General features: G+C 66.9%; 20 protein-coding genes. 10 read left to right on the plus strand and 10 right to left on the minus strand.

Annotated features, from left to right (window positions below; genetic code table 11):
• Positions 1-188: 188 nt before the first annotated feature.
• Entirely contained in the window at positions 189-1,841 is a 1,653-nt protein-coding gene (locus tag AC6CHP_RS19230; RefSeq protein ID WP_498231650.1) for an MDR family MFS transporter, read from the minus strand.
• Positions 1,842-1,947: 106 nt separating this feature from the next.
• The gene (rraA, locus tag AC6CHP_RS19235; RefSeq protein ID WP_498231652.1) at positions 1,948-2,448 is read right to left on the minus strand and encodes a ribonuclease E activity regulator RraA; all 501 of its coding nucleotides are present in this window, start codon (positions 2,446-2,448) and stop codon (positions 1,948-1,950) included.
• A gap of 120 nt (positions 2,449-2,568) precedes the next feature.
• On the opposite strand from rraA, the gene AC6CHP_RS19240 reads away from it, so the two are divergent.
• From AC6CHP_RS19240 to AC6CHP_RS19265, 6 genes are all read left to right on the plus strand, one after another.
• Positions 2,569-3,846 (plus strand): MFS transporter, encoded by a 1,278-nt coding sequence (locus tag AC6CHP_RS19240; RefSeq protein WP_498231654.1) that lies wholly within the window; start codon positions 2,569-2,571, stop codon positions 3,844-3,846.
• Between the two features lie 138 nt (positions 3,847-3,984).
• Positions 3,985-4,593, plus strand: coding sequence for a TetR/AcrR family transcriptional regulator (locus AC6CHP_RS19245; protein WP_498231708.1), 609 nt, complete (start codon positions 3,985-3,987; stop codon positions 4,591-4,593).
• 280 nt (positions 4,594-4,873) lie between these two features.
• Positions 4,874-6,073: an NAD(P)-dependent malic enzyme gene (locus AC6CHP_RS19250; RefSeq protein ID WP_427118360.1), complete on the plus strand. Its 1,200-nt coding sequence runs from the start codon at positions 4,874-4,876 to the stop codon at positions 6,071-6,073.
• Between the two features lie 98 nt (positions 6,074-6,171).
• Positions 6,172-6,675 carry a DUF456 domain-containing protein gene (locus tag AC6CHP_RS19255; protein WP_188732460.1) on the plus strand — a complete coding sequence of 168 codons (504 nt, stop codon included), beginning with the start codon at positions 6,172-6,174 and terminating at the stop codon, positions 6,673-6,675.
• Between the two features lie 41 nt (positions 6,676-6,716).
• Positions 6,717-7,091, plus strand: coding sequence for a nuclear transport factor 2 family protein (locus AC6CHP_RS19260; protein WP_498231657.1), 375 nt, complete (start codon positions 6,717-6,719; stop codon positions 7,089-7,091).
• A gap of 71 nt (positions 7,092-7,162) precedes the next feature.
• Positions 7,163-8,140 carry a hypothetical protein gene (locus tag AC6CHP_RS19265; protein WP_188732458.1) on the plus strand — a complete coding sequence of 326 codons (978 nt, stop codon included), beginning with the start codon at positions 7,163-7,165 and terminating at the stop codon, positions 8,138-8,140.
• Positions 8,141-8,146: 6 nt separating this feature from the next.
• On the opposite strand, the gene AC6CHP_RS19270 is transcribed toward AC6CHP_RS19265, so the two are convergent.
• On the minus strand, positions 8,147-8,803 hold the full coding sequence (locus AC6CHP_RS19270) for a LysE family translocator (protein WP_498231659.1): 657 nt from the start codon (positions 8,801-8,803) through the stop codon (positions 8,147-8,149).
• Positions 8,804-8,908: 105 nt separating this feature from the next.
• Between AC6CHP_RS19270 and AC6CHP_RS19275 the strand changes: the two genes are divergently transcribed.
• Positions 8,909-9,364 (plus strand): Lrp/AsnC family transcriptional regulator, encoded by a 456-nt coding sequence (locus tag AC6CHP_RS19275; protein WP_498231661.1) that lies wholly within the window; start codon positions 8,909-8,911, stop codon positions 9,362-9,364.
• A 51-nt stretch (positions 9,365-9,415) separates the two neighbouring features.
• Here the strand turns inward: AC6CHP_RS19275 and AC6CHP_RS19280 are convergent, their stop codons facing one another.
• Positions 9,416-9,874 carry an Lrp/AsnC family transcriptional regulator gene (locus AC6CHP_RS19280; protein WP_104187029.1) on the minus strand — a complete coding sequence of 153 codons (459 nt, stop codon included), beginning with the start codon at positions 9,872-9,874 and terminating at the stop codon, positions 9,416-9,418.
• A gap of 340 nt (positions 9,875-10,214) precedes the next feature.
• Here AC6CHP_RS19280 and gluQRS point away from each other — a divergent pair, with 340 nt between their 5' ends.
• Both gluQRS and AC6CHP_RS19290 read left to right on the plus strand, forming a co-directional pair.
• Positions 10,215-11,096, plus strand: coding sequence for a tRNA glutamyl-Q(34) synthetase GluQRS (gluQRS, locus tag AC6CHP_RS19285; RefSeq protein ID WP_498231663.1), 882 nt, complete (start codon positions 10,215-10,217; stop codon positions 11,094-11,096).
• Between the two features lie 9 nt (positions 11,097-11,105).
• Positions 11,106-11,780 (plus strand): HD domain-containing protein, encoded by a 675-nt coding sequence (locus AC6CHP_RS19290; RefSeq protein ID WP_498231665.1) that lies wholly within the window; start codon positions 11,106-11,108, stop codon positions 11,778-11,780.
• On the opposite strand, the gene AC6CHP_RS19295 is transcribed toward AC6CHP_RS19290, so the two are convergent.
• The 3 genes from AC6CHP_RS19295 to AC6CHP_RS19305 form a co-directional block, all read right to left on the minus strand.
• Positions 11,758-13,017 (minus strand): low temperature requirement protein A, encoded by a 1,260-nt coding sequence (locus tag AC6CHP_RS19295; RefSeq protein ID WP_498231667.1) that lies wholly within the window; start codon positions 13,015-13,017, stop codon positions 11,758-11,760. The two genes, AC6CHP_RS19290 and AC6CHP_RS19295, sit on opposite strands and share 23 nt — an antisense overlap.
• 44 nt (positions 13,018-13,061) lie before the next feature.
• Entirely contained in the window at positions 13,062-14,387 is a 1,326-nt protein-coding gene (locus AC6CHP_RS19300; protein WP_188732451.1) for an ATP-binding protein, read from the minus strand.
• Positions 14,388-14,537: 150 nt separating this feature from the next.
• Positions 14,538-15,485 carry an L-lactate dehydrogenase gene (locus AC6CHP_RS19305; protein WP_188732450.1) on the minus strand — a complete coding sequence of 316 codons (948 nt, stop codon included), beginning with the start codon at positions 15,483-15,485 and terminating at the stop codon, positions 14,538-14,540.
• A gap of 166 nt (positions 15,486-15,651) precedes the next feature.
• Here AC6CHP_RS19305 and ggt point away from each other — a divergent pair, with 166 nt between their 5' ends.
• The gene (ggt, locus tag AC6CHP_RS19310) at positions 15,652-17,499 is read left to right on the plus strand and encodes a gamma-glutamyltransferase (protein WP_498231670.1); all 1,848 of its coding nucleotides are present in this window, start codon (positions 15,652-15,654) and stop codon (positions 17,497-17,499) included.
• A gap of 91 nt (positions 17,500-17,590) precedes the next feature.
• Here the strand turns inward: ggt and AC6CHP_RS19315 are convergent, their stop codons facing one another.
• From AC6CHP_RS19315 to AC6CHP_RS19325, 3 genes are read right to left on the minus strand one after another with little or no spacing between them, the layout of a single operon-like run.
• Positions 17,591-19,105 (minus strand): amino acid permease, encoded by a 1,515-nt coding sequence (locus tag AC6CHP_RS19315; protein WP_498231672.1) that lies wholly within the window; start codon positions 19,103-19,105, stop codon positions 17,591-17,593.
• 33 nt (positions 19,106-19,138) lie between these two features.
• A complete protein-coding gene (locus tag AC6CHP_RS19320) occupies positions 19,139-20,578 on the minus strand; it encodes an aspartate ammonia-lyase (RefSeq protein ID WP_498231674.1) in 1,440 nt (479 codons plus the stop codon).
• Positions 20,579-20,584: 6 nt separating this feature from the next.
• Positions 20,585-21,655: an asparaginase gene (locus AC6CHP_RS19325; protein WP_188732420.1), complete on the minus strand. Its 1,071-nt coding sequence runs from the start codon at positions 21,653-21,655 to the stop codon at positions 20,585-20,587.
• Positions 21,656-21,662: the final 7 nt, after the last annotated feature.

Raw genomic sequence — 21,662 nt, forward strand, 5'->3', positions numbered from 1 at the left:
GGGTTTTGGTGGATGCGGTGCGGACGTCGTCGGCTGCGGAACCGGCCCTGGGCCGGCGCACACGCGTTACACAGTGTTCCATGCCACGGAGCGTCGTTCCAGTTGGCCGGGCCCGGTTGTCCGCAAACAGGGGACGACGACGGCGGGAGGCGCCGCCGTCGTCGTCCTGAGGCGTGGAGCGGGGCGGCTTAGTGGGCCGGCACCGACTCCTGGGAGGCCGCCTTTGAGTCCGTGAGCTTCTTGTTGGGCAGCGCAAAACTGATCAGGAACGCGACGCCGGTGAGCACGGCCGCCGTGAGCATGACGGCGTCGATGGCGTACGCGAAGCCCTCCGTGATGGGGCGCGTCAGGGTGCTGTTGGCTGTGTGGAGCCAGCTGGTGTCATTGAGGGATTCGTTGGAGGCGCCGTTCTGGAAGAACTCGTACAGCTTGGCGTTGGCCGGGTCCGTTGCGACGGCCGGGTCCTGCAGGACGGCCTGGTACTCCGGGCTTCCCATTGCCGACTTCATGGTGTCGGCAATCCGGGACGCCGCCAAACTGAACAGCATGGAGATGAACACGGCCGTGCCCACGGCGCCGCCCATCGAGCGGAAGAACGCAGCCGAGGAAGTGCCCACGCCCATGTCGCGGCGCGGCACGGACACCTGCATGGCCAGGGTGAGCGGCTGCATGCAGAAGCCCAGGCCCATTCCGAAGAACACCGCGATCACGCCGGGAACCCAGAGGCCCGTGTCCACGCCCAGGGAGAGCCCCATGGCGGTGGCGGCCGCCGTGAGGATGGCCGTGCCCATGATGGGGAAGATCCGGTACGTGCCGGACGCCGAGATGGTGCGGCCCGCCGTGATGGAGCCGGTGAGGATGCCCACGGTGAAGGTGATCATCATCAGGCCCGCTTCCGTGGGCGTGAGGCCCTTCACCAGCTGCAGGTACAGCGGGAGCATGGCGATGGCCCCGAACATGCCGATGCCGATGATGAAGTTCAGCAGCGAGGACAGGCCGAACGTGACGTTCCGGAAGAGGCGCAGGGGAATGAGGGCGTAATCGCCGGCACGTTTCTCGGCCAGCAGGAACCAGGCGATGCCCACCACGCCCATGCCATAGCAGAGGAAGGAGTTGAAGGACGCCCAGCCCCAGCTGCGGCCCTGCTCCGCCACCAGCAGCAGCGGCACGATGGCCAGCGTGATGGCCGCCGCGCCAAAGTAGTCGATCTTCTGCTTCACGTGCTTGGCGGGCAGGTGCAGGAACAGGAACACCACGGTGAGCGCGGCCAGGCCGATGGGCAGGTTGATGAAGAACACCCACCGCCAGCCTTCAAAACCGAGGATGTTGGCGGAACCGGCAAACGCGCCGCCCACCACCGGGCCCAGCACGGAGGAGACACCGAACACGGACATGAAGTAGCCCTGGTACTTTGCCCGGTCCTTGAGCGAGACAAGGTCCCCGATGATGGTCAGCGCGAGGGCCAGCAGGCCGCCCGCCCCGAGCCCCTGGACACCGCGGGCCAGCGCCAGCTCGGTCATGGAGTGCACCGACCCTGCGTACAGCGAGCCCGCCAGGAAGATCACGATGGCGGTCAGGTACAGCGGGCGGCGGCCGAAAATGTCGCTCAGCTTGCCGTACAGCGGGGTGCTGACCGTGGAAGTGATCAGGTAGGCAGTGGTTGCCCAGGCCTGGAGCGAGAGCCCGTCCAGGTCGTTGGCGATGGTGTAGATGGACGTGGACACGATGGTCTGGTCCAGCGATGCCAGGAACATGCCCAGCATCAGGCCCACCATCACGGTGACGATCTGGCGCTGTGTCAGGGTTTCTCCGGCGGCGCGCGCGGCGGGTGCTGTGGACATGGGTACTCCAGGGGGAAGGAAAGGGATCACGCGTTGATAGTTGCTTTCAGTAACTATCCTAGGTGCAGTCCTATTCCTCCCTACGGAGAATTCTTCCGGGCCTGACTTACCGCTCCACGAGGATCCCGTCCGGGTCGCACCAGATCATGGACCCGGGGCGGATGGTCACGCCGTCGATCTCCACGTCAACATCCACCTCGCCGGCGCCGGCCTTGGCGCTCTTGCGGGGGTTGCTGCCCAGGGCCTTCACGCCAAGGTCCAGTGCGGCGATTGCCTGACGGTCGCGGATTGCGCCGTTGATGACGACGCCGGCCCAGCCGTTGGCCACGGCGCTTTCGGCGATCATGTCCCCCATCAGGGCGGTGCCCAGCGAGCCTGCGCCGTCCACCACCAGCACGTTGCCGTTGCCGGGCGTGGCCAGCGTGGACTTCACCAGGGCGTTGTCCTGGAAGCAACGGATGGTCCGCACCTGTCCGCTGAAGTGGGAGCGGCCGCCCAGGGTCTGGAACTGCAGCGATACGGACGCCAGCTCGTCTCCGCGTTCGTCGTACAGGTCCGCGGTGTTGACGGCGGCGGTGCCCTCCGCCGGCGTTGGCGCTGCGCTCATGGTGTTCTCCTCGGTGCTCGTGGCCATCCTGGTGACTGCGGCCGCCTTACAAGGCGGCCCGGTACCGCCCACGATAGTCTGACTCCGTCGCCATTTAGCCGCAGCCGGGGGAAACCAGCCATGAGCCAGTCCAACACGCCGGTCCCGCCGGACCTTCCGCGGACCACGACGGCGGCGCTCGCCGAACCCACGCAGCGGGTCAGCCCGCGGTGGGTCACCGGCCTGGTGCTGGTCAACGTGGGCATCAACGCCGCGTTCTTCGGACCCATCAATATCTTTATCGCCCAGCAGGCCATTGGCATCGACGAAGCCAACAAAGAAGCCATCGCCTCCCTCGTACTTGGGTGCGGGGCCGCCGTATCCTTGGTTGCCAATCCGCTCTTCGGTGCGCTGTCCGACCGGACGGTCTCGGGTTTCGGCCGGCGTTCCCCCTGGGTCCTGGCGGGTGCCATTCTGGCCACGGCAGCGTTGCTGGCAATGTCCGGGGCCACGGCTGTTGCCCTGATGGTCCTGTTCTGGTGCCTGGTGCAGCTGGGCGCCAACGCGGCCTATGCGGCCATCACCGCCGCCATTCCGGACCGCGTGCCGGTGCTGCAGCGCGGTGGCGTGGGGGGACTGGCGGCCCTGGGCCAGACGGTGGGGATCCTCCTCGGCGCGGTCTTCGGGGCTGTGGTTTCCGGCAACTTCATGGTGGGTTACTGGCTGTGTGCCGGGTCCCTGCTGCTCTCCGTGCTGCCCTATCTGTTCCACCGCAACGACCCCGCGCTGCCCAGGGAGCTCCGCCCGCCGTTCTCGTGGGGCAATTTCCTCCGCGGCTTCTGGATCAGCCCGCGGCTGTACCCTGATTTCGCGTGGGCCTGGCTTACCCGCTTCCTGGTCAACGTCTGCAACCAGCTGACCATTGTGTACCTGATCTTTTTCCTCGCAGACGTCATCAAGCATGAGAACCCGGCGCTGGGGGTCCTGACCCTTACCGGCATTTATGCGGTGTTGGTGATGATTACTGCGGTGATCGCGGGGCCATGGAGCGACCGGGTGGGCAAGCGCAAGCCATTCGTGATCGCCTCCTCGGTCATGATCGCCATGGCAGGCCTCACCATGGCGTTCTTCCCCGTGTGGACCGGCGCCCTGGTTGGGGCCGGCATCCTGGGCATCGGCTACGGCGCCTACCAGGCCGTTGACTTCGCCCTGCTGACGCAGGTGCTCCCGCAGGCCGCGGACCGTGGCAAGGATATGGGGGTCATCAACGTGGCCGCCTCGCTGCCGCAAGTGTTCGCGACGGGCCTCGCTTTCCTCGCGGTGACGCAATTCGGCGGGTACGGCACGCTCTTCACCACGGCGGCCGTCATTGGCCTGCTGGGTGCCGTCTTTGTGGTGAAGATCAAGAGCGTCCGCTGACCTGCCGGTGGCCCGGAACTAAGGCCGCTGACTAATTACGCCACACAGCCGTGCCGTATAGTTGATCCGGATTTGGCGGCGGTCCGGCAGGGGACGATCGTGGCTGCTGCACCATTGGAACACAACCCCGGAACGCTGATGCCCGACACCATTCCAGACCATCCGCCCATGGCCCCGAGGCCCTCCGCACCGCGCCAGAGGCACAGGTATACCAAGATCCTGGAGGCTGCAGGAGGGTTTGCGCGCAAGGGACTGGAGTCCGTGGACATGGCGGAAGTGGCGGCGAGGGCGGACGTGCCACTGGGGACGCTCTACCGGTACTTTCCTTCCCCGGTGCACCTGATGCTCGCGCTCTACCGCCACCAGCTGGAGGAACTCCAGGGAACCGGACGGACCACGGCGGCCCGCTTCCGCGGCAGGGCCCTCGGAAACCTGGTGATGGAAATGTTCCACATGCGCGTGATGCAGCCTGCCGTGGAACAGTGCCTCAGCCGCGGTGTCTACCTCCCGGACCGGGACACCACCGGACTCCTGCGTGAAATCGACGCGCTGAGTGAAAAAGCGGTTGCTTCAGCCTCCGGTGACGCCACTGCCGCCCGTGTGCTGCTGCTGGCGATCACTGGTCTGGTCCAGTCCGTCCGGAACCGCCGGTTGTCCCTCTTCGAGGCGGAGGAGGACCTCAAAAAGGCGTGCGCGCGCCTCTCGCCGGCCAGTGAACCCGGCTACACACTCCACCACAGCGCGTAACAGGTCTAGACCAATCAGGCCTTAAATCAGCCATAATGCCGTGACGTGGATCACATCTCCACGCGGTAAAACGCTTAGGCAGCTGCTGGCCTGTGTCAAACCGGAGGATGCCCCGTGTGGCGGGCCCTACGATTGTCCAAACGGAGCAGCGGGGACCAATCCCCCAAGCTCCCACGGGCCCGCCACCCCTGGGTATCCGGCCGCACCCCAGCCACCGCCCGAGCCATTGGCTCATGCCCCACGAGCCGTGTGCCCACGGCCAGCACCAGGAGACAACGACGTGTCCATTGACGCACTTGCAGCAACTGACAATTCCGCAGCCACCGCCCTGACCGAAGCCGAGATCTTTGACGCCCACCAGGGCGGCAAACTCTCCATCGCCAGCACCGTCCCGCTCTCCAACAAGCGGGACCTGTCCATCGCCTACACGCCGGGCGTAGCAGAGGTCAGCCGGGCCATCCACGCCAAGCCCGAGCTTGCCCGTACGCTCACCTGGGCCGAGCGGCTCGTCGTGGTGGTCAGTGACGGGACAGCTGTCCTGGGCCTGGGCAACATCGGAGCCAGCGCCTCGCTCCCCGTCATGGAGGGCAAGTCCGCCCTGTTCAAGACCTTCGGCGACCTCGACTCGATCCCCCTGGTCCTCAACACCACCGACGTGGACGAAATCGTGGAGACCCTGGTCCGCCTGCGCCCCAGCTTCGGCGCCGTCAACCTTGAGGACATTTCCGCGCCCCGCTGCTTCGAGCTGGAGGAAAAGCTGATCGAGGCGCTGGACTGCCCCGTCATGCACGATGACCAGCACGGCACCGCCGTCGTTGCCCTCGCCGCCCTGACCAACGCCGCCAAGGTGACCGGCCGCGGCCTGGAGAGCCTGCGCGTGGTGGTTTCCGGCGCGGGCGCCGCGGGCATCGCCGTCGCCGAGATCCTGCTCGCGGCCGGCATCACCGACGTCGTCCTGCTGGATTCCCGGGGCGTCATCAACAGTGCACGCGGGGATCTTGCCGCGGACACCGGCAGCAAGAAGGCGGACATTGCCGGACGCAGCAACCCCCGCGGCGTGGAAGGCGGTCCGGCCGAAGCCCTCGACGGCGCCGACGTCTTCATCGGCGTCTCCTCCTCCAAGCTGGACGAGGAGCACCTGAAGCTCATGAACCGGGACGCCATTGTGTTCGCACTCTCCAACCCGGACCCGGAGGTGCTGCCCGAGGTCGCCGTGAAGTACGCAGCCGTGGTGGCCACCGGCCGCAGCGACTTCCCCAACCAGATCAACAATGTCCTGGCCTTCCCCGGGATCTTCCGTGGTGCCCTGGACGCCGGAGCCCGCCGCATCACCCCGGCCATGAAGCTCGCCGCAGCCTATGCCATCGCCGATCTTGCGGCGGAGGACCTGTCGGCGCACTACATCGTCCCCAGCCCCCTGGATCCGCGGGTTGCCCCCGCCGTGACGGCGGCAGTGGCCGCCGCGGTGGTAGCCGAGTAGCGCCCCTTCCCTCCACGAACGTACGACGGCGGTGCCTCCCCTGCGCGGGAGGCGCCGCCGTCGGGGGTTAAGCGGGCGCCAACCATAGACTGGGACCCATGAACTCGGAAACCGTGGTAACCATCCTGTGCGGCCTGGCAATCCTTGTGGGCGTGGCGGGAACGGTGATTCCGGTCCTCCCGGGAAGCATGCTCATCGGCGCGGGCCTGCTCGCCTGGGCCATCTGGGGCGGGGCCGGGACGGCGGGCTGGGTGGTATTCGCTGTTGCCATGGTGTTCGTGGTGGCAGGCATGGCCGCCAGCGCAGTCCTCACCGGCAGGAAGCTCAAGGAGCACGCCATTCCGAGCCGAAGCATCGCCGTTGCCCTGGTTGCGGGTGTGGTGGGCATGTTCATCATTCCCGTGGTGGGGCTCTTTGTGGGTTTTGCCGCAGGACTGCTGCTGAGTGAATTCCTGCGCACCCGGAACATCGGCTCCGCAACAACCTCCAGCTGGGCCGCCCTCAAAGCTACCGGGCTGGGCATGCTTGCAGAGTTCGGCCTGGCCTGCCTCGCCGCCAGCACCTGGGTGATCGGCGTCTGGGTGGCCGCCGCCAACGGCTGAAAGTGCTTGCGCCTGCACGGCGCAGGGCGTACAACGGCACCATGACGGACCAACCTTCAGCCCGGGACCATGTGCACGCTTGGATGGAAAAATACCAGGCCGCCTGGGCCAGCAACCAGCCCGGGGACATCCGGGACCTCTTCACGGAGGACGCGCGGTACGAGAGGCGGCCGGGCGATCCGGAGCCGTGGCTGGGCCGGGTCGGCATCGTGGACGGCTGGCTCGCGGCCCGGGACGAACCGGCAGACTGGACCTTCACGTGGAAGCTCCTCGGAGCGGACGCGGACACCGCCTTCATCCAGGGCGTGACCACCTACTCCGCCGGGCGGCCTTCCTACGACAACCTGTGGGTTATCCGGTTCGACGGGGCAGGCCGTGCCGCAGCCTTCACTGAATGGTTCATGGAGCGGGCGTAGGCCTGCCTCTGCACCGTCCGTCCGGCAGCCGGGCCTCGGCGTGGGCGGCGGTGCACGGCTAGCATGGAAAGATGACCGCCGGGGACACTGCACCGATCTATTGGGACAGCCGCGACCTCACACCCTTCGGCCAGCCACAGCTGCGTACGCCCGTCCATGACCTCGCCGGGGGAGTGGGCGAACTGCTCACCGGCGTGCTTGGCGGACGCCACCCGTCGCTGCTCTCCGTGGACGGCGAGATCCCCCGCCTGAAGCGCATGATGCCCAAGCCGGCCAGGGCTGTGCACGACGCCGTGTTCACCAGCCGGCAGCCTGAGCAGCTGATCACGCTCGCCCGGGCCTACCCGGGGTGGGCCGGGCTCTGCTACCTCATGTCCGGACTGCTGGTCTACAAGCAGGGCGGCTACCTGCGCGCATCGGAGCTTCTCCAGCGCGGCCTCACCACCAGGAACGAGGACGAAGCCAACCGCTACTCGTCCACCTACCTCACCAGGATCGTTACGCGGATCGAGCTGGTCGAGCGTGTGGAAATCCCGGTCCTGTTCAGCGAGGAGTCGGTCTTTCTGGCACTGGCGCACTCACTGCGGGAGACGGGGCGCACGGAAGCTGCTCTGGACGCCCTCTCGGGACTGCCGCCGTCGCTTCCCATGGCCCTGGCGCGCTGTTCGCTGGCGCTGACCTTGGGCAGGAGCCGGACAGTCATCGACTGGACCGACGGGCTGCTCAACGCGGATGATCTCTCCGCTGCGCTGCTGCTGGTCCGGGCCCGGGCACTGCGGCGGGAAGGGCGCCTGGAGGCCGCGAACCAGACCCTCGCCGAGGTCCTGCGCCGGCGGAAGACGCACCTGACGCTGCGTAACGACGCCCTCACGGACAGGGCGCTGCTGCTCCTTGAATCCAGCCGGAGGTCGCTTAACCCGCGGGACTGGGGACGGCGGCACGAGGACCCGGTGCCGCAGAGGGAGATCGCCGCGCCGGTGCCCATCCGCAAGGACGAGGAGATGCGCCGGATCTGGGAACAGGACTGGAAGAAGCTCAGCGACGACTAGGGTGGCCTACCCGGCTGCGGCGAAGTTGCTGGCCGTGAGGACCGGCAACAGCTGCTCGGCGAGCAGCGCCAGCGCCAGGACCACCATGATGATGCCGCTGGCCAGGGTCACCGTCCGGGCGGCGCCGGGGCGGGTCTGCAGCAGGGTGCGGGACAGCAAAGCGACGGCGGTGTACACGAGCCCCGCGAGCAGCACGAACGTCATGCCCAGCAGGCCCGACTGCACCGGGACCGGCAGGGAAGCATCCGCGCTGACGAACTGGGGAACGAGCGCCACGTAGAACAGCAGCCCCTTGGGATTGATGCCGCTGGTGCCCATCCCCTGAAGGAAGGTGCGGACCCCCGTGCTGCCGCCGCTGCCGTCCCCGGCCGTGAAGCTCGCCGCCCGCCAGGAGCGGAGGGTGCTGACACCGAGCCACATCAGGTACCCGGCTCCGGCCAGGGTGATCCAGCCGAGAACCCCCGGCGCGCCCGTGAGGACCGCCGCCAGTCCCGCCACCAGCAGGACCGTGTGCAGGACGTATCCGCCGCAGAGCCCCGCCACCGCCGGCACAAAGCTGCGCTGCCTGAGGCCGGCAGCGATGGAGTATGCCCAGTCCACGCCGGGGGTGCAGGCAAGGGCGGCGGCCACCAGTACAAAGGCCAAAAAGAGCTCGGGGTTCATGGTTTCTCCTGCTGCGCGATCCAACAGGGGAAACACTAGATACTTTGAGCGCGGAAGTGCTGTCCTTTTTCGCTGGCCGTATGCCCGAAACGGTAAGATTCTTGCGTGATTGACCATATTGACAGGAACATTTTGCGGCATCTCAAAGAGGACGGCCGCATGACCGCCACGGCGCTAGCCGGAAAAGTGGGCCTGACGGTGGCTCCCTGCCACCGGCGGCTGCGCGACCTGGAGCGGGCAGGCGTCATCCGGGGCTACAAAGCGGACATCGACCCCGCTGCCGTGGGCCTGGGGTTCGAGGCGATCGTTTTTGTCACGCTCCGCCAGGTGGACCAGGCAACCATGGAGATCTTCGAAAGCCGCGTGGCGGACAATCCCAACATTGTGGAGGCCCAGCGGCTTTTCGGTTCCCCCGACTACCTGCTGAAGGTCATCGCCGAGGACCTGCCCGCCTACCAGCGCTTCTACGACGCCGAACTTACGTCCCTGCCCGGCGTCGAGCGGTTGACGTCCACGCTGGTGATGAAGAACCTGAAGTCCAACGCGGGCCCTCCCGTCTAGGCCTGGGCTGGGATGCTGCCGGGGACAAGATGTTGCAACCGCTCCCGCACCCTAATCTTTGAGCAGCCCCGTGGTGCGGTACGGAATGACCTCGCGCAGGAACATGCTGGTGGAGGTGCGCACAATGCCCGGGCAGAGCCTGATCTCCTCTGACACCCGGTAGAGGTCGTCAGGGCTGGTGGCCACCACGCGGATCAGCAGGTCCGTGTCGCCGGCGGGAGCGTGGCATTCGAGGACCTCCGGGATCTCCCGGAGGGCGGCAATGGCCTCGTTGAGGTGGCTCTGGTCCAGTTCGGCGCTGACGGAAGCGGCTACCCCGCGTCCGAGCGCGGCAGGCAGCACCCTGCTGCTGTTGGGGCGAAGGGCGCCCGACGCCGTCATGCGTTCCAGCCGGGACTGGACGGTGCCGCGGGCCAGGCCCAGCCGCTGGGCCAGCACCATGATGGGAACCCGTGGATCCTCGTCCAGCGCCCCGAGGATCCGCTTGTCGGTGGAGTCCAGTTCCTGCAATCTGATCACTTCCTGCCGTTCTGCGCCGCTGAGAGTAGTCAAACTGATCAACAGCGACTGCGCCTGTTGCACCAACTGTACGGATGCTGGTGAAATGTTGGCAATGAGGGCAAAGCTACCGCTGATCCCCGCAGGCTCACAGGCTACCGGCACACCACCCGGAAACTGGACACCGCTTCCCGCAAGGAGGCTGCCCTGATTGACTCTTGTTCACACCATGGTCTTTCTGTATACACGGCAAGGGCCCCTGAACTACCGGCGTCGGATGTCCGAAGTCATCGGTAGCTGAGGGGCCCTTGTGTTGTCCCCGGGCGCCGCGTCCCGCGCATAGTGTTGAACCATGAATTCCGCCGGCCGCTTCGCCCCGAGTCCTTCCGGGGAGCTCCACGTAGGAAACCTGCGCACGGCAATCCTCGCCTGGCTGTTTGCCCGCTCCACCGGCCGGACGTTCCTTCTCCGCGTGGAGGACCTTGACCGTGCCCGGTCCGGCGCAGAGGCCGGGCAGCTTCGGGACCTGCAGGCGATAGGGGTCACCTGGGACGGCGGCGTGGTGCGCCAGACCGCCCGCGGCCCGCTGTACGCCGGGGCGATCTCACGGCTGGAGGCGGCAGGCCTCACCTATGAGTGCTTCTGTACCCGTCGCGAAATCCAGGAGGCGCCGTCCGCTCCGCACGCGCCCCAGGGGGCCTACCCCGGAACGTGCCGGAACCTCGATCCCGCTGAACTGGAGTTCAAGCGCTCCACCAGGCCGGCCGCCATCCGGCTCCGCGCTGACGCGGCTGAGTACACGGTGCGGGACCTCCTGCACGGTGAGTTCACTGGAGTGGTGGACGACTTCGTGCTGCGCCGCAATGACGGCGTGACCGCCTACAACCTCGCAGTGGTCGTTGACGATGCCGAGCAGGGCATCGACCAGGTGGTACGCGGCGACGACCTTCTTCCCTCCACCCCCCGGCAGGCCTACCTGGCGTCCCTGCTAAATATTCCCTCTCCGGAATATGGGCATGTTCCCTTGGTGGTGAACAACGACGGCGCCCGGCTGGCAAAGCGCGACGGGGCCGTGACGCTGCAGGACCTTGCGGCTGCGGGGAGTCCCCCCGCTGCCGTGCGGGACCGGCTGCTGGAATCGCTGGGGCTCCCGGCAGGGCCGCTCGGGAACGCGCTGGCTACATTCGACCCGGATGCCCTGCCGAGGGAGCCCTGGGTGTGGAGCGGCCCGTAGGCTTAGGGCATGTCAGACCAGCATGCTGCGGAGCAGACCCCGGCGCCCTCATTCACTGTAGAGACCGCGAAGGTCCTGGCCGAGGTGGCCCACAACCGCCAGAAGGACAAGCTGAAAAGGCCCTACAAGGACCATGTCCTCGCCGTGGGGGACGCGCTGGCTGACTTCGACGACGACATCCGGATCGCCGGCTACCTGCACGACATCGCCGAGGACACCCCCATGACCCGGCAGGCCCTGCTGGACATGGGGGTATCCGAGCGGGCCGTTGAAATCATTGAACGGGTCACCAACCGGCTGCACAGCAACCCGGACGACTACCAGGCAGGGATCCACGAGATCGCCGAAGACCACGATGCCGCCCTGGTCAAGATCGCGGACAACGCGCACAACTCGCTGCCTGAGCGCGTCCAGGCGCTGGCGGACAAATGGCCGGACAGGCCGCCTGTCACCAAGTACCGGGACGCCCGCCCGGTGCTGTACGCCGCCGTCGAGGTTGAGGAGATCCGGAAGATCCTGGCCCGCGTGAATCCGTGGCTGCTGGAGGAACTGGATGACCGGTTGGACGAGGAGGACACCACGGACTACGAGAACCTGTCCTACGACGACGGCGGTCCTGCTGCGCCGGAGCGGGATGCTGCCGGCAGTGAGGCTCCCGGCGCTACATCCCCCGGGGAGCGGTAGCTGCTGCTTCCAGCTTCTGCAGGGCAAGATGCAGCCGGCCGGACCCGCGGCGGTCATCGATCACGATGGAGGCGCCGAGCGCCAGCACAATGACCAGCAGGCAGACGGGGACCGATGTGCCCGCCGCAGCCAGTCCGACTGAAGCGGCCATGGCGGCCAGCACGCCGCCGGCAACCGTGATCACCGTGCGGTCCGGGCCCACCATGATGCTGTACAGCCACGTCACGGAGCCCTTGAACAGTGCCACCGGGATGGCGATGCTGGCCACCGCGGCGGCTGCGCTGATGTGGGTTTCGTGGTCAATGTAGTACGCGGCGACGTGCAGGCCCGCGCCGGTGGCCGCAATGGCGGCGAAGATGGGGATATGGCCGTAGCCGAAGAGGAAGGACCGGTGCCGGCGCAGGTGCAGGGCCCGTCCGGCCGGCAGCATGAAGTAGATCCACCACATGGCAAATGCCAGAGCCGTCCCGCCGAAACCCACCAGCGCCGCGTCGACGCTCCAGCCGTGGTTGGCCACGATGGCCCGGAGCGTCTCGATGGCGCCGATCAGGCACTCACCGAGGGCAATGATGGCCAGCAGGCCGTACCGTTCGGCGATGTGGTGCGCGTGCCAGGGTGTCCTGGTTTTCCGTTCGGCGGCGAAGGGGGTGGCCATTTCGAGGACGATCAGTGGCGCAATCATGATGAGCGTGGTGGGCACGTCAGCCTCGATCACGGCCACCGCGATCCACCCCAGCTGCACCAGCGCGAGATACCGCGCGTAGCGGAGGCACGTTTCACGGCGGGCCGGGTCCTGCCGGGCTGCCCTGAGCCACTGCGATACCAGGGCGAGCCGCATCACCACGTAGCCGCCCACCATCACCGCGTTGTCCACATGGTCGCCCTCCACCAGCGAGTGGAACATGGGCTCAATCCCCATCGCCAGGACCAGGACCCCCACGATCTGGATCATGGTGACCACGCGGAAGATCCAGTCGTCCGTGTCATAGGCGCTGGCGAACCAGGTGAAGTTGATCCATGCCCAGATCACGGCGAACATCGCGAAAGAGAAGCCCAGCAGCCCGGCCAGGACGTGGGCTTCCGCGATCTCGTGGGCGAACTGGCTGCCTGCAACCCCAAAGGCGATGACGAAGGTCAGGTCGAAGAAGAGTTCAAGCGGAGTGGCGGCCCGGTGTGCCTCGTGCGGGTCTCGGCCGCCCATGCGCGCCATGGCATGACGGAGGGGATTGGAGGACATGGGTCAAAGATTACGCCCCGCCGTTCCCGCCCGAAAGTTATGTCCTAGACGCGGCCCAGGGCGTCGATGTCCTCCAGGAACTCCTGGTGCACTTCGGCGCTGACGGTGGTCCGGGTGTCAGCGATGGCGTCCAGGTAGTCTTCGGTGGACGGGCCCTTCCGCACCGCCCCGCGGACGGAAAGCGGGCCTCCGGAGCCCAGCCCGCCGTCGTCGTCCTTGCCGTAGACCACGTTCTCCAACGCCCGCTGCGACGCACTGCGCGCGGCGTACTCGATGTCCGCTGGGGAAAAGCCCTCGGTCCGCTCCACGAGCAGTTCCACGTCCACGGTGTCTACCACGGGCGCGGGGATGAAGCGCTGCCACATGGCTTCGCGGGCCTGCCTGTCCGGAAGGCCGATTGGAATGACGTAGTCGAAGCGGCCATGGCGCAGGAAAGCGGAGTCCAGGGCGCGGATGAAGTTGGTGGCGCAGACCAGCAGGCGGCCGGGCTGTTCGCGGAAGGCCGGGATGATCTTGAGCAGCTCGTTGGTAACGCCCTGCAGCGGGGACGGCGGCTCACCGGAGCGCTGGGACGCGATCTCCTCCACCTCGTCGATGAACACCACGGCGTGCTCAAGTTCGGCAATCTCCAGGAACGTCTCGCGCAGGGCCCCGGCCAGGCCCTGCGGGTCGGCCGCGAGCCGGGACGGGAACACCTCGACGAACGGCCATTCCAGGCGGGAGGCGATGGCTTTGGCGAAGGTGGTCTTGCCGGTGCCGGGCGGGCCGAAAAGGACGACGGCGCGCGGCGGGACCACGCCGAACTCGTCGGCGAGGTCCGCTTCGGCGAGCGGAAGGACCAGGCGGCGTTCCAGGAGTTCCTTTTCCTTGCGCATACCGGCCACGTTTTCCCAGAGATCCCGGGCCAGGACGCGTCCACCGAGCTGGCCCAGCGCACCGAGTTCCTGCCGCTGGACGGGGATGGTGCGTTCGAAGTAGCGCAGGTTCTTCTTCAGGGCGAAACCCCGGCTGAGGAACGCTTCCACCCGGGTTTCGGACTCCGGCATGAGGGCTGAGAGCTTGTTGAGGCCGTGGGGTGCCATGCGGTTCTCGACGGCGGCGAGCAGCGAGGTGCCGATCCCGCGGCCGCGGTATTCGGGCAGCGTGGCCAGGAAGACGATCCAGCCCTGGTCGTGGGCGGCGCGTCCGACGGCGGCCCCCACCACCTGCTCGCCCTGCACCGCCACCACGGCATGGTCCTTCTCGCAGGAGGCCAGTACCTCGGAGAGGGCGTAGACAGGTTCCACATTGCTTGCCTTGAGGCTTTCCCACAGGTGCAGGATCCCGTCCAGGTCCGCCGAATGGAAATCCCTGATGCGCCAGTTGGTCATGCGTGTCTCCCAAGTCGTTCGTCATTGAACTGCGTCGCTGTACTCTGCAGAGCACCGAAGTGCAGCGCTCTGCTGAGCATAGGCGATCAGCCGGGGCAGAAGAGTTGCGGGGGCGTTGCATGACGGCCGGCCGGGTGCCGGCGGAGGCGCTCAGATGCCCAGGGTGCCCAGCGTGTGCCGCAGGGTGTCGGCGGAATGCTGCAGGGCTGCCAGCTCGCCGTCGTCCATGGGCATTTCCAGCACGGTGTGGACACCGCCCCGCCCCACGACGCTCGGCAGGGAAAGGGCAACCCCGGAGATCCCATGCTGTCCGTCCAGCACCGTGGACACCGGCAACACCGCCTTGTCATCGCGGAGCAGGGCTTCCACGATGCGTGCGCCGGAGAGGCCGATCGCGTAGTTGGTTGCGCCCTTGCCGGCGATGACCTTGTATGCCGCCTGCGTCACTTCGCGTGCCGTCTCGGCCAGGTATTCGGGGGTGAAGACGCGCTCCCCCTCCACCGTCCAGTCGCGGACCGGGATGGGGCCGATGGTTGCCGTGGACCACACGGGGAATTCGGTGTCCCCGTGCTCGCCCACGATGCTGGCGTGGACGCTGGGCACGGCCACTCCCGCCCGGCGGGCCAGCAGCCAGCGCAGCCGGGAGGTGTCCAGGACAGTGCCGGAGGAAAAAATGCGCCCCGCCGGGAGCCCGGAGATCTTCTGCGCTGCCACGGTGAGTACGTCGCAGGGGTTGGTGACCAGGACGTAGACAGCATCGGGGGAGTGCTTGAGGAGCTGGGGCATGAGCTCTTCCAGGATCCGCACGTTGGTTCCGGCAAGGTCCAGCCGGGTCTGGCCGGGCGCCTGCTTGGCTCCGGCCGTGATGACCACGACGTCGGCGCCCTCCGTCACGGCGATGTCGCCGCCGCCCGTCATGGACGCAGCGGCGGCAGCGAACTGGGTGCCGTGGGCGAGGTCCAGCACTTCGGCGTCAGCCTTGGCGGCATTGACGTCGAACAGGGCGATGTTGCTGGCCGAACCACGGATCAGGGCGGCGTACGCAAGGGAGGTTCCCACACTCCCGGCTCCCACAACGGCGAGTTTGGATCCTGACATGAGGTACCTCGTTTCCCCGGCCCGGACGGGGCCCGTAGTGGTGGTGCAACTGCCGGCAGTGGCTTTCATGCTACCGAGGCAGCAAGGGTAGGCGGGAGCGTTGAGTGTCCATTACGGGAGGAGTAGCGTGTGATCCACCTCACTCGCACCCTTTTCAGGAGCAACCATGCCATATCTGGGACGCCGGTTCGCTGCGGTCACTGCAGCGCTGGCGATGAGCGTGACCACCGGTGCATTGACCAGCCCGGCATCTGCCGGTACCGGGCAGGGCGACGACATGAAAAAGACCCCGGTCGCGACCGGTTACGGCGGTGCCGTCAGTACCGTCGACCTGGACGCATCCGCGGCCGCCATCAAGATCCTCCGCAAGGGAGGCAACGCCGTCGACGCAGCAGTCGCCGCGGCCGCAACACTGGGCGTCACCGAGCCGTACAGCGCCGGGATCGGGGGCGGCGGCTACTTTGTGTACTACGACGCCAAGAAGGAAAAAGTCAGTACCATCGACGGCCGGGAGACTGCCCCGGCGGCGATGCCAACAGACGCGTTCATCAATCCGGCCGACGGCAAGCCGTATGCGTTCAAGAAGCAGGCCACGAGCGGAATCTCTGTGGGCGTCCCGGGAACACCGGCCACGTGGGAGCGGGCTCTGGAGCGCTGGGGACGGTTCAGCCTCGACGACGTCCTGGAACCCGCCATAGACGTGGCCACGGACGGGTTCCTGGTGGACGAGACCTTCCGCCAGCAAACGGCGGACAACCAGGACCGTTTTGCTCCGTTCGAGGCAACAAGGGAGCTGTTCCTGCCCGGTGGCGCCCCTCCGGCCGTCGGAACTGTCTTCAAGAACCCGGACCTGGCCGAAACGTACAAGCTTCTTTCCCGCAAGGGCATGGACGCCTTCTATGAGGGCAAACTGGCCGAGGACATTGTGCGGACAGTGCGGAACGCCCCCTCAGCGCCCGGAACGGATGCTTTGCCCGGCCCCGCAGGCGTGATGACAACCGAGGACCTGGACGACTACGAGGCACTGGACCAGGACCCCACCCATGTGAACTACCGGGGCTACGACGTCTACGGCATGGCGCCCTCCAGCAGCGGCGGCACCACCGTGGGAGAGGCACTGAACATCCTGGAGGTCTTCGACCTTCCAAGCCTGAAGAAAGACCAGCCTGCCGCCCTGCACCACTATCTCGAGGCGACTGCGCTGGCGTTCGCGGACCGCGCCAAGTACGTGGGGGACCCTGCCTTCGTCAAGGTTCCCACCAAAAAACTCCTGGATCCGGTCTTCGGCAAGGAGAGGGCCTGTGAAATCGACCCGCTCCAGGCAGCAACGAAGCCTGTGGCGGCAGGTGACGCAGCGGACTACGACGGCACCTGTGACATTGAGCCCGCGGCACTCGCCGATGAGAAGGACACCGAGAACATTAACACCACCAACCTCACGGTCTCGGACAGGTGGGGCAACGTGGTGGAATACACCCTGACCATCGAGCAGACCGGCGGATCGGGAATCGTTGTGCCGGACCGCGGGTTCATCCTGAACAACGAACTCACCGATTTTTCGCCCGTGTTCAGCGAAACAGATCCCAACCGGATCCAGCCCGGCAAGCGGCCGCGGTCCTCCATGTCACCCACCATCGTGCTCAAGGACGACGAGCCGTTCCTGGCCCTTGGCTCTCCGGGCGGCTCCACCATCATCACCACGGTGCTGCAGACGCTGATCAACCGCATCGACCTCGGCATGGCCATCGAGGAGGCGCTCGCCGCCCCGCGCGCGTCCCAGCGGAACACCGCGAACGTAACGGCCGAGCCGGCGTTCATCGACGCCTTCCCGACGCTGGGGACGAAGTATGGCCACAAGCTGGTGCCGGCCGGTGATGCGTTCACCTCTGCAGCGGAGATCGGCGCAGCGACGGCCATCGAGTTCAGCGAGGACGGGAAGAAGGTCACTGCCGTCGCCGAACCGACGCGCCGCGGCGGTGGATCGGCGATGGTGGTCAAACCTTCGCGGAAGTAGCCAACGCCGGACCTTTCGTTAAACCCCGACGGCGGCACCCGGGTTCTGCAGCCACAGAACCCGGGTGCCGCCGTCGAACGTTAAAGCGGGGCTATTTCATGAAGGTGGTTGCTGGTGGGTTGGCGATGACGGGGGAGAGTCCGGTGTGGCCTTCGCGGGTTTGGGCGATGTCGCGGATGCGGGTGCGGCAGGCGTACCAGCCGAGCACCATCAGTATGGAGGCGATGGCGGTGACGAGCATGGTGAGGGGGGATTCGATGAAGACCATGATGAGGACGCCGGCGAGGAAGAGGAGGGAGAGGTAGCCGGTGTAGGGGGCGCCGATCATGCGGAAGGAGGGGCGGGTCAGCCAGCCTTTGTCTGCCCAGCGGTGGAGCTGGATCTGGCAGAGGACGATGGTGGCCCAGGTCATGATGATGCCGACGGAGGCGACGTTGAGGACGATTTCGAAGGCTTGGGCGGGGACGAGGTAGTTCAGGGGGACGCCGAGGAGGGAGACGCCGGCGGTGATGGCGATCCCGCCGTAGGGGACGCCGGCTTTGTTCATGCGGGAGGCAAAGCGGGGGGCGGAGCCGTTGACGGACATGGAGCGCAGGATCCGGCCGGTGGAGTAGAGCCCGGCGTTGAGGGAGGAGAGGGCGGCGGTGAGGACGACGAGGTTCATGATGACGTCCACGCCCTGGATGCCGATGGAGCCGAAGAAGGTCACGAAGGGGCTGACGCCTTTTTCGTAGGAGGTGTAGGGCAGCAGCAGGGCCAGGAGGATGACGGAGCCGACGTAGAACACGGCGATGCGGAAGACGACGGAGTTGATGGCTTTGGGCATGATTTTTTCGGGGTTTTCGGTTTCGCCGGCGGCGGTGCCGACGAGTTCGATGGAGGCGTAGGCGAAGAGGACGCCCTGCATGAGGATGATCATGGGGAGCAGGCCGTTGGGGAAGATCCCGCCGTTGTCCGTCAGGAGGCTGAGGCCGACTTGTTGGCCCTCGACGGGGGTGCCGAAGATGACGAAGTAGGTGCCGACGATGAGGAAGATGACCAGGGCTGCGACTTTGATCAGGGCGAACCAGAATTCCATTTCGCCGAAGACCTTGACCGAGACGAGGTTCAGGGCGAGGACCACGATGAGGGCGGTCAGGGCCCAGGCCCATTGCGGGACGGCTGCCATCCAGGGGATGTAGTTGCCGAAGAAGTTCATGTAGAGGGCGGCGGCGGTGATGTCCACGATGGTGGTGGTGGCCCAGTTGATCCAGTAGAACCAGCCGGAGACGAACGCGGCTTTTTCGCCGAAGAATTCACGGGCGTAGGAGACGAACGAGCCCGAGGATGGCCGGTGCAGGACCAGTTCGCCCAGGGCGCGGAGGATCAGGAACGCGAAGAACCCGCACACGGCGTAGGCGATCACCAGGGACGGGCCCGCGGCGTTCAGCCGGCCGCCGGCGCCCAGGAACAGGCCGGTACCGATCGCGCCGCCGATCGCGATCATCTGGATCTGCCGGGGCTTCAAATTCTTGTGGTAGCCCTGGTCCTCGGCATGCAACGCCGACTCAGAAGCATGGGCATGACCACCGTCGATCACGTGGTCAGGGAGCGTGGGATTAGACATGGGGGTCCTAGGGGTATCCGTTGGCATGGGGGATTACTTGCTCAGGTTGGCGAGGCGCTCAGGGCTGAGGAGTTCCTGGAGCTGCGTGTTGGTGAGGAGTCCGTGTTCCAGGACGAGTTCGGCCACGCCCTTGCCGGTTGCCAGTGCTTCCTTGGCGATGGCGGTGGCGGTGGCGTAGCCCAGATGGGGATTGAGGGCTGTGACCAGGCCGATTGACTGCTCCACTGTGCGGCGCAGGTGCTCGGTGTTCGCGGTGATGCCCCGGATGCAGCGCGCCGTCAGGGTGCGGCAGGCGGCTTCCAGGTGGGAGATGCTCTTGTGGAGGCTGTGGACGATGACCGGCTCGAACGCGTTCAGCTGGAGCTGCCCGGCTTCGGCCGCCATGGTGATGGTGACGTCGTTGCCGATGACCTCGTAGGCCACCTGGCTGACCACTTCCGGGATCACCGGGTTGATCTTGCCGGGCATGATGGACGAGCCGGACTGGACGGCCGGCAGGTTGATTTCGCCGAAGCCGGCGCGCGGTCCGGAGGAGAGCAGGCGCAGGTCGTTGCAGATCTTGGAGAGCTTCACGGCCACCCGCTTAAGCACGCCGGACAGGTGCACGAAGGCGCCAACGTCCTGGGTCGCTTCGATCAGGTCCGGCGCGGTCACCAGCGGCAGGCCGGTCACTTCGGCGAGGTGCCGGCAGGCAGCTTCCGCATAGCCCGCGGGGGCGTTCAGGCCGGTGCCGATGGCGGTGGCGCCGAGGTTGATCTCGTGGATGAGCAGATCTGCTTCAGCCAGGCGGAGCCGGTCCTCGCCGATGGTGATGGCGTAGCTGCCGAACTCCTGCCCCAGGGTCATGGGCACCGCGTCCTGCAGCTGCGTGCGGCCCATCTTCACCACCGTGCGGAATTCCAGCGCCTTGGCTGCGCAGGCTTCCTCCAGTTCAGCCAGGGCATCCAGCAGTTCCCGCGCGGCGAAGATGGTGCCCAGCTTCACCGCGGTGGGGTAGACATCGTTGGTGGACTGGCTGAGGTTCACATGGTCGTTGGGGTGCAGGCGGGCGTAGTCGCCCTTGGGGTGGCCAAGGATTTCGAGGGCGCGGTTGGCAATGACCTCGTTGGCGTTCATGTTCGACGACGTCCCGGCACCGCCCTGGATGACGTCCACCACGAACTGGTCGGCGAGCTTGCCGTCGAGCACGTCCTGGCAGGCCTGCTCAATGGCGTCCGAGCGTTCCGCGTCCAGCAGGCCCAGTTCCCGGTTGGTGCGGGCGGCGGCCAGCTTGACCGCAGCGAGGCCGCGGACCAGGTGCATGTTGGAGGACAGCTTCTGGCCGGTGATGGGGAAGTTCTCCACGGCCCGGAGCGTATGCACACCCCAGTAGGCCACGGCGGGGATGTCGCGGTCGCCGAGCAGGTCGTGCTCGGACCGGGTGTGCGCAGGTGTGGTTGCAGCTGCGGAGGCGGGGGTATCGATGATGGTCATGTGTCCTTACAGGGCTTCGTTGACGGGTGCGGACGGGAAAGTGTGGGTCAGGAAATCCGTGGCCTGCAGCAGGCCCACGTGATGGCCGCCGCCCAGGACGGGCGCCGTTCCAATGCCGGCGAGCGGGGCGGTGTCCACGCCCAGCGCCTCCAGCAGCTTGACGGTGGCGGGCATCCGGGCGCGGTCGCCGCCGTCGGAAATCTTCACGGCTGCCGAGCGGCCGTCCGCAAGGCCCACCAGCTGGACGCCTTCAAAGCCGTCCTTCGCCACCGCGCCCGGGAGCAGGCGCATCAGCTCGGTGACGTCACGGCCTTCCCCGGCCACCATGTCCGGGTGCTGCTGCATGGCGAGGCCGACGGCGGCTTCCGCGCCCAGCTGGGCCGGCCCGTCGTCGTCGTTCCTGCCGCTGCTGTCCGCGGCGGCGCGGGCGATCGCACCGAAGGCGCGGGCCATGCCCGGCAGGGTCAGGGCATACAGGGGAGTGCCGCAGCCGTCGGTGCTGAGGGCGAGGGGTTCTTCGCCGGTGAGCTCGGTGACGGTCGTGGCCACGAGCCGCTGCAGCGGGTGCGAGGGATCCAGGTAGCCCTTGACCGGCCAGCCGTTGATAGCGCAGGTGGCCGCCATGGCGGCATGCTTGCCAGAGCAGTTCTGGGTGAGCTGGGTGGAACGGCCCCCGTTGCGCAGCCACTCCTCCCGTTCGCCCGGGCCGTAGGGGAGGTCCCTGCTGTTCTCGAAATCGCTGACACTGAGCCCGTGCAGTTCCAGGATCCGCAGGGCTCCCTGGCGGTGCTTTGCGCTGCCGGAGTGGCTTGCGGCAGCCAGGGCGAGGAGCTCCGTGGGAAGTTCGAGCCCGGCCCGGACCATGGCCACGGCCTGCAGCGGCTTGAGCGAGGAGCGGGGGTAGAACGGTGCAAGCGGATCACCTGCGGCTGCCACTGTGGTGCCGTCAGCGTCCAGCGCGATGGCTGATCCGTAGTGGATGCTTTCCACCATTCCGTCGCGGGTGGCAGCGACCAGGGGTGTGTGCTGCGGGAGGGCGGCAGCACTGAGTGCAGGTGAAAGGGCAGGGGAAAGCATGGATTCC

The organism is Pseudarthrobacter sp. GQ63, from assembly GCF_059758765.1.

What these genes read in the sequence shown, in the direction of transcription:
- AC6CHP_RS19295 (WP_498231667.1), bottom strand. Translation starts at nt 13,017, where the DNA reads ATGTCCTCCAATCCCCTCCGTCATGCCATGGCGCGCATGGGCGGCCGA.
- AC6CHP_RS19270 (WP_498231659.1), bottom strand. Translation starts at nt 8,803, where the DNA reads ATGAACCCCGAGCTCTTTTTGGCCTTTGTACTGGTGGCCGCCGCCCTT.
- rraA (WP_498231652.1), bottom strand. Translation starts at nt 2,448, where the DNA reads ATGAGCGCAGCGCCAACGCCGGCGGAGGGCACCGCCGCCGTCAACACC.
- AC6CHP_RS19240 (WP_498231654.1), top strand. Translation starts at nt 2,569, where the DNA reads ATGAGCCAGTCCAACACGCCGGTCCCGCCGGACCTTCCGCGGACCACG.
- ggt (WP_498231670.1), top strand. Translation starts at nt 15,652, where the DNA reads ATGCCATATCTGGGACGCCGGTTCGCTGCGGTCACTGCAGCGCTGGCG.
- AC6CHP_RS19305 (WP_188732450.1), bottom strand. Translation starts at nt 15,485, where the DNA reads ATGTCAGGATCCAAACTCGCCGTTGTGGGAGCCGGGAGTGTGGGAACC.
- AC6CHP_RS19255 (WP_188732460.1), top strand. Translation starts at nt 6,172, where the DNA reads ATGAACTCGGAAACCGTGGTAACCATCCTGTGCGGCCTGGCAATCCTT.
- AC6CHP_RS19325 (WP_188732420.1), bottom strand. Translation starts at nt 21,655, where the DNA reads ATGCTTTCCCCTGCCCTTTCACCTGCACTCAGTGCTGCCGCCCTCCCG.
- AC6CHP_RS19290 (WP_498231665.1), top strand. Translation starts at nt 11,106, where the DNA reads ATGTCAGACCAGCATGCTGCGGAGCAGACCCCGGCGCCCTCATTCACT.
- AC6CHP_RS19265 (WP_188732458.1), top strand. Translation starts at nt 7,163, where the DNA reads ATGACCGCCGGGGACACTGCACCGATCTATTGGGACAGCCGCGACCTC.
- AC6CHP_RS19300 (WP_188732451.1), bottom strand. Translation starts at nt 14,387, where the DNA reads ATGACCAACTGGCGCATCAGGGATTTCCATTCGGCGGACCTGGACGGG.
- AC6CHP_RS19260 (WP_498231657.1), top strand. Translation starts at nt 6,717, where the DNA reads ATGACGGACCAACCTTCAGCCCGGGACCATGTGCACGCTTGGATGGAA.
- AC6CHP_RS19230 (WP_498231650.1), bottom strand. Translation starts at nt 1,841, where the DNA reads ATGTCCACAGCACCCGCCGCGCGCGCCGCCGGAGAAACCCTGACACAG.
- gluQRS (WP_498231663.1), top strand. Translation starts at nt 10,215, where the DNA reads ATGAATTCCGCCGGCCGCTTCGCCCCGAGTCCTTCCGGGGAGCTCCAC.
- AC6CHP_RS19320 (WP_498231674.1), bottom strand. Translation starts at nt 20,578, where the DNA reads ATGACCATCATCGATACCCCCGCCTCCGCAGCTGCAACCACACCTGCG.
- AC6CHP_RS19315 (WP_498231672.1), bottom strand. Translation starts at nt 19,105, where the DNA reads ATGTCTAATCCCACGCTCCCTGACCACGTGATCGACGGTGGTCATGCC.
- AC6CHP_RS19245 (WP_498231708.1), top strand. Translation starts at nt 3,985, where the DNA reads ATGCCCGACACCATTCCAGACCATCCGCCCATGGCCCCGAGGCCCTCC.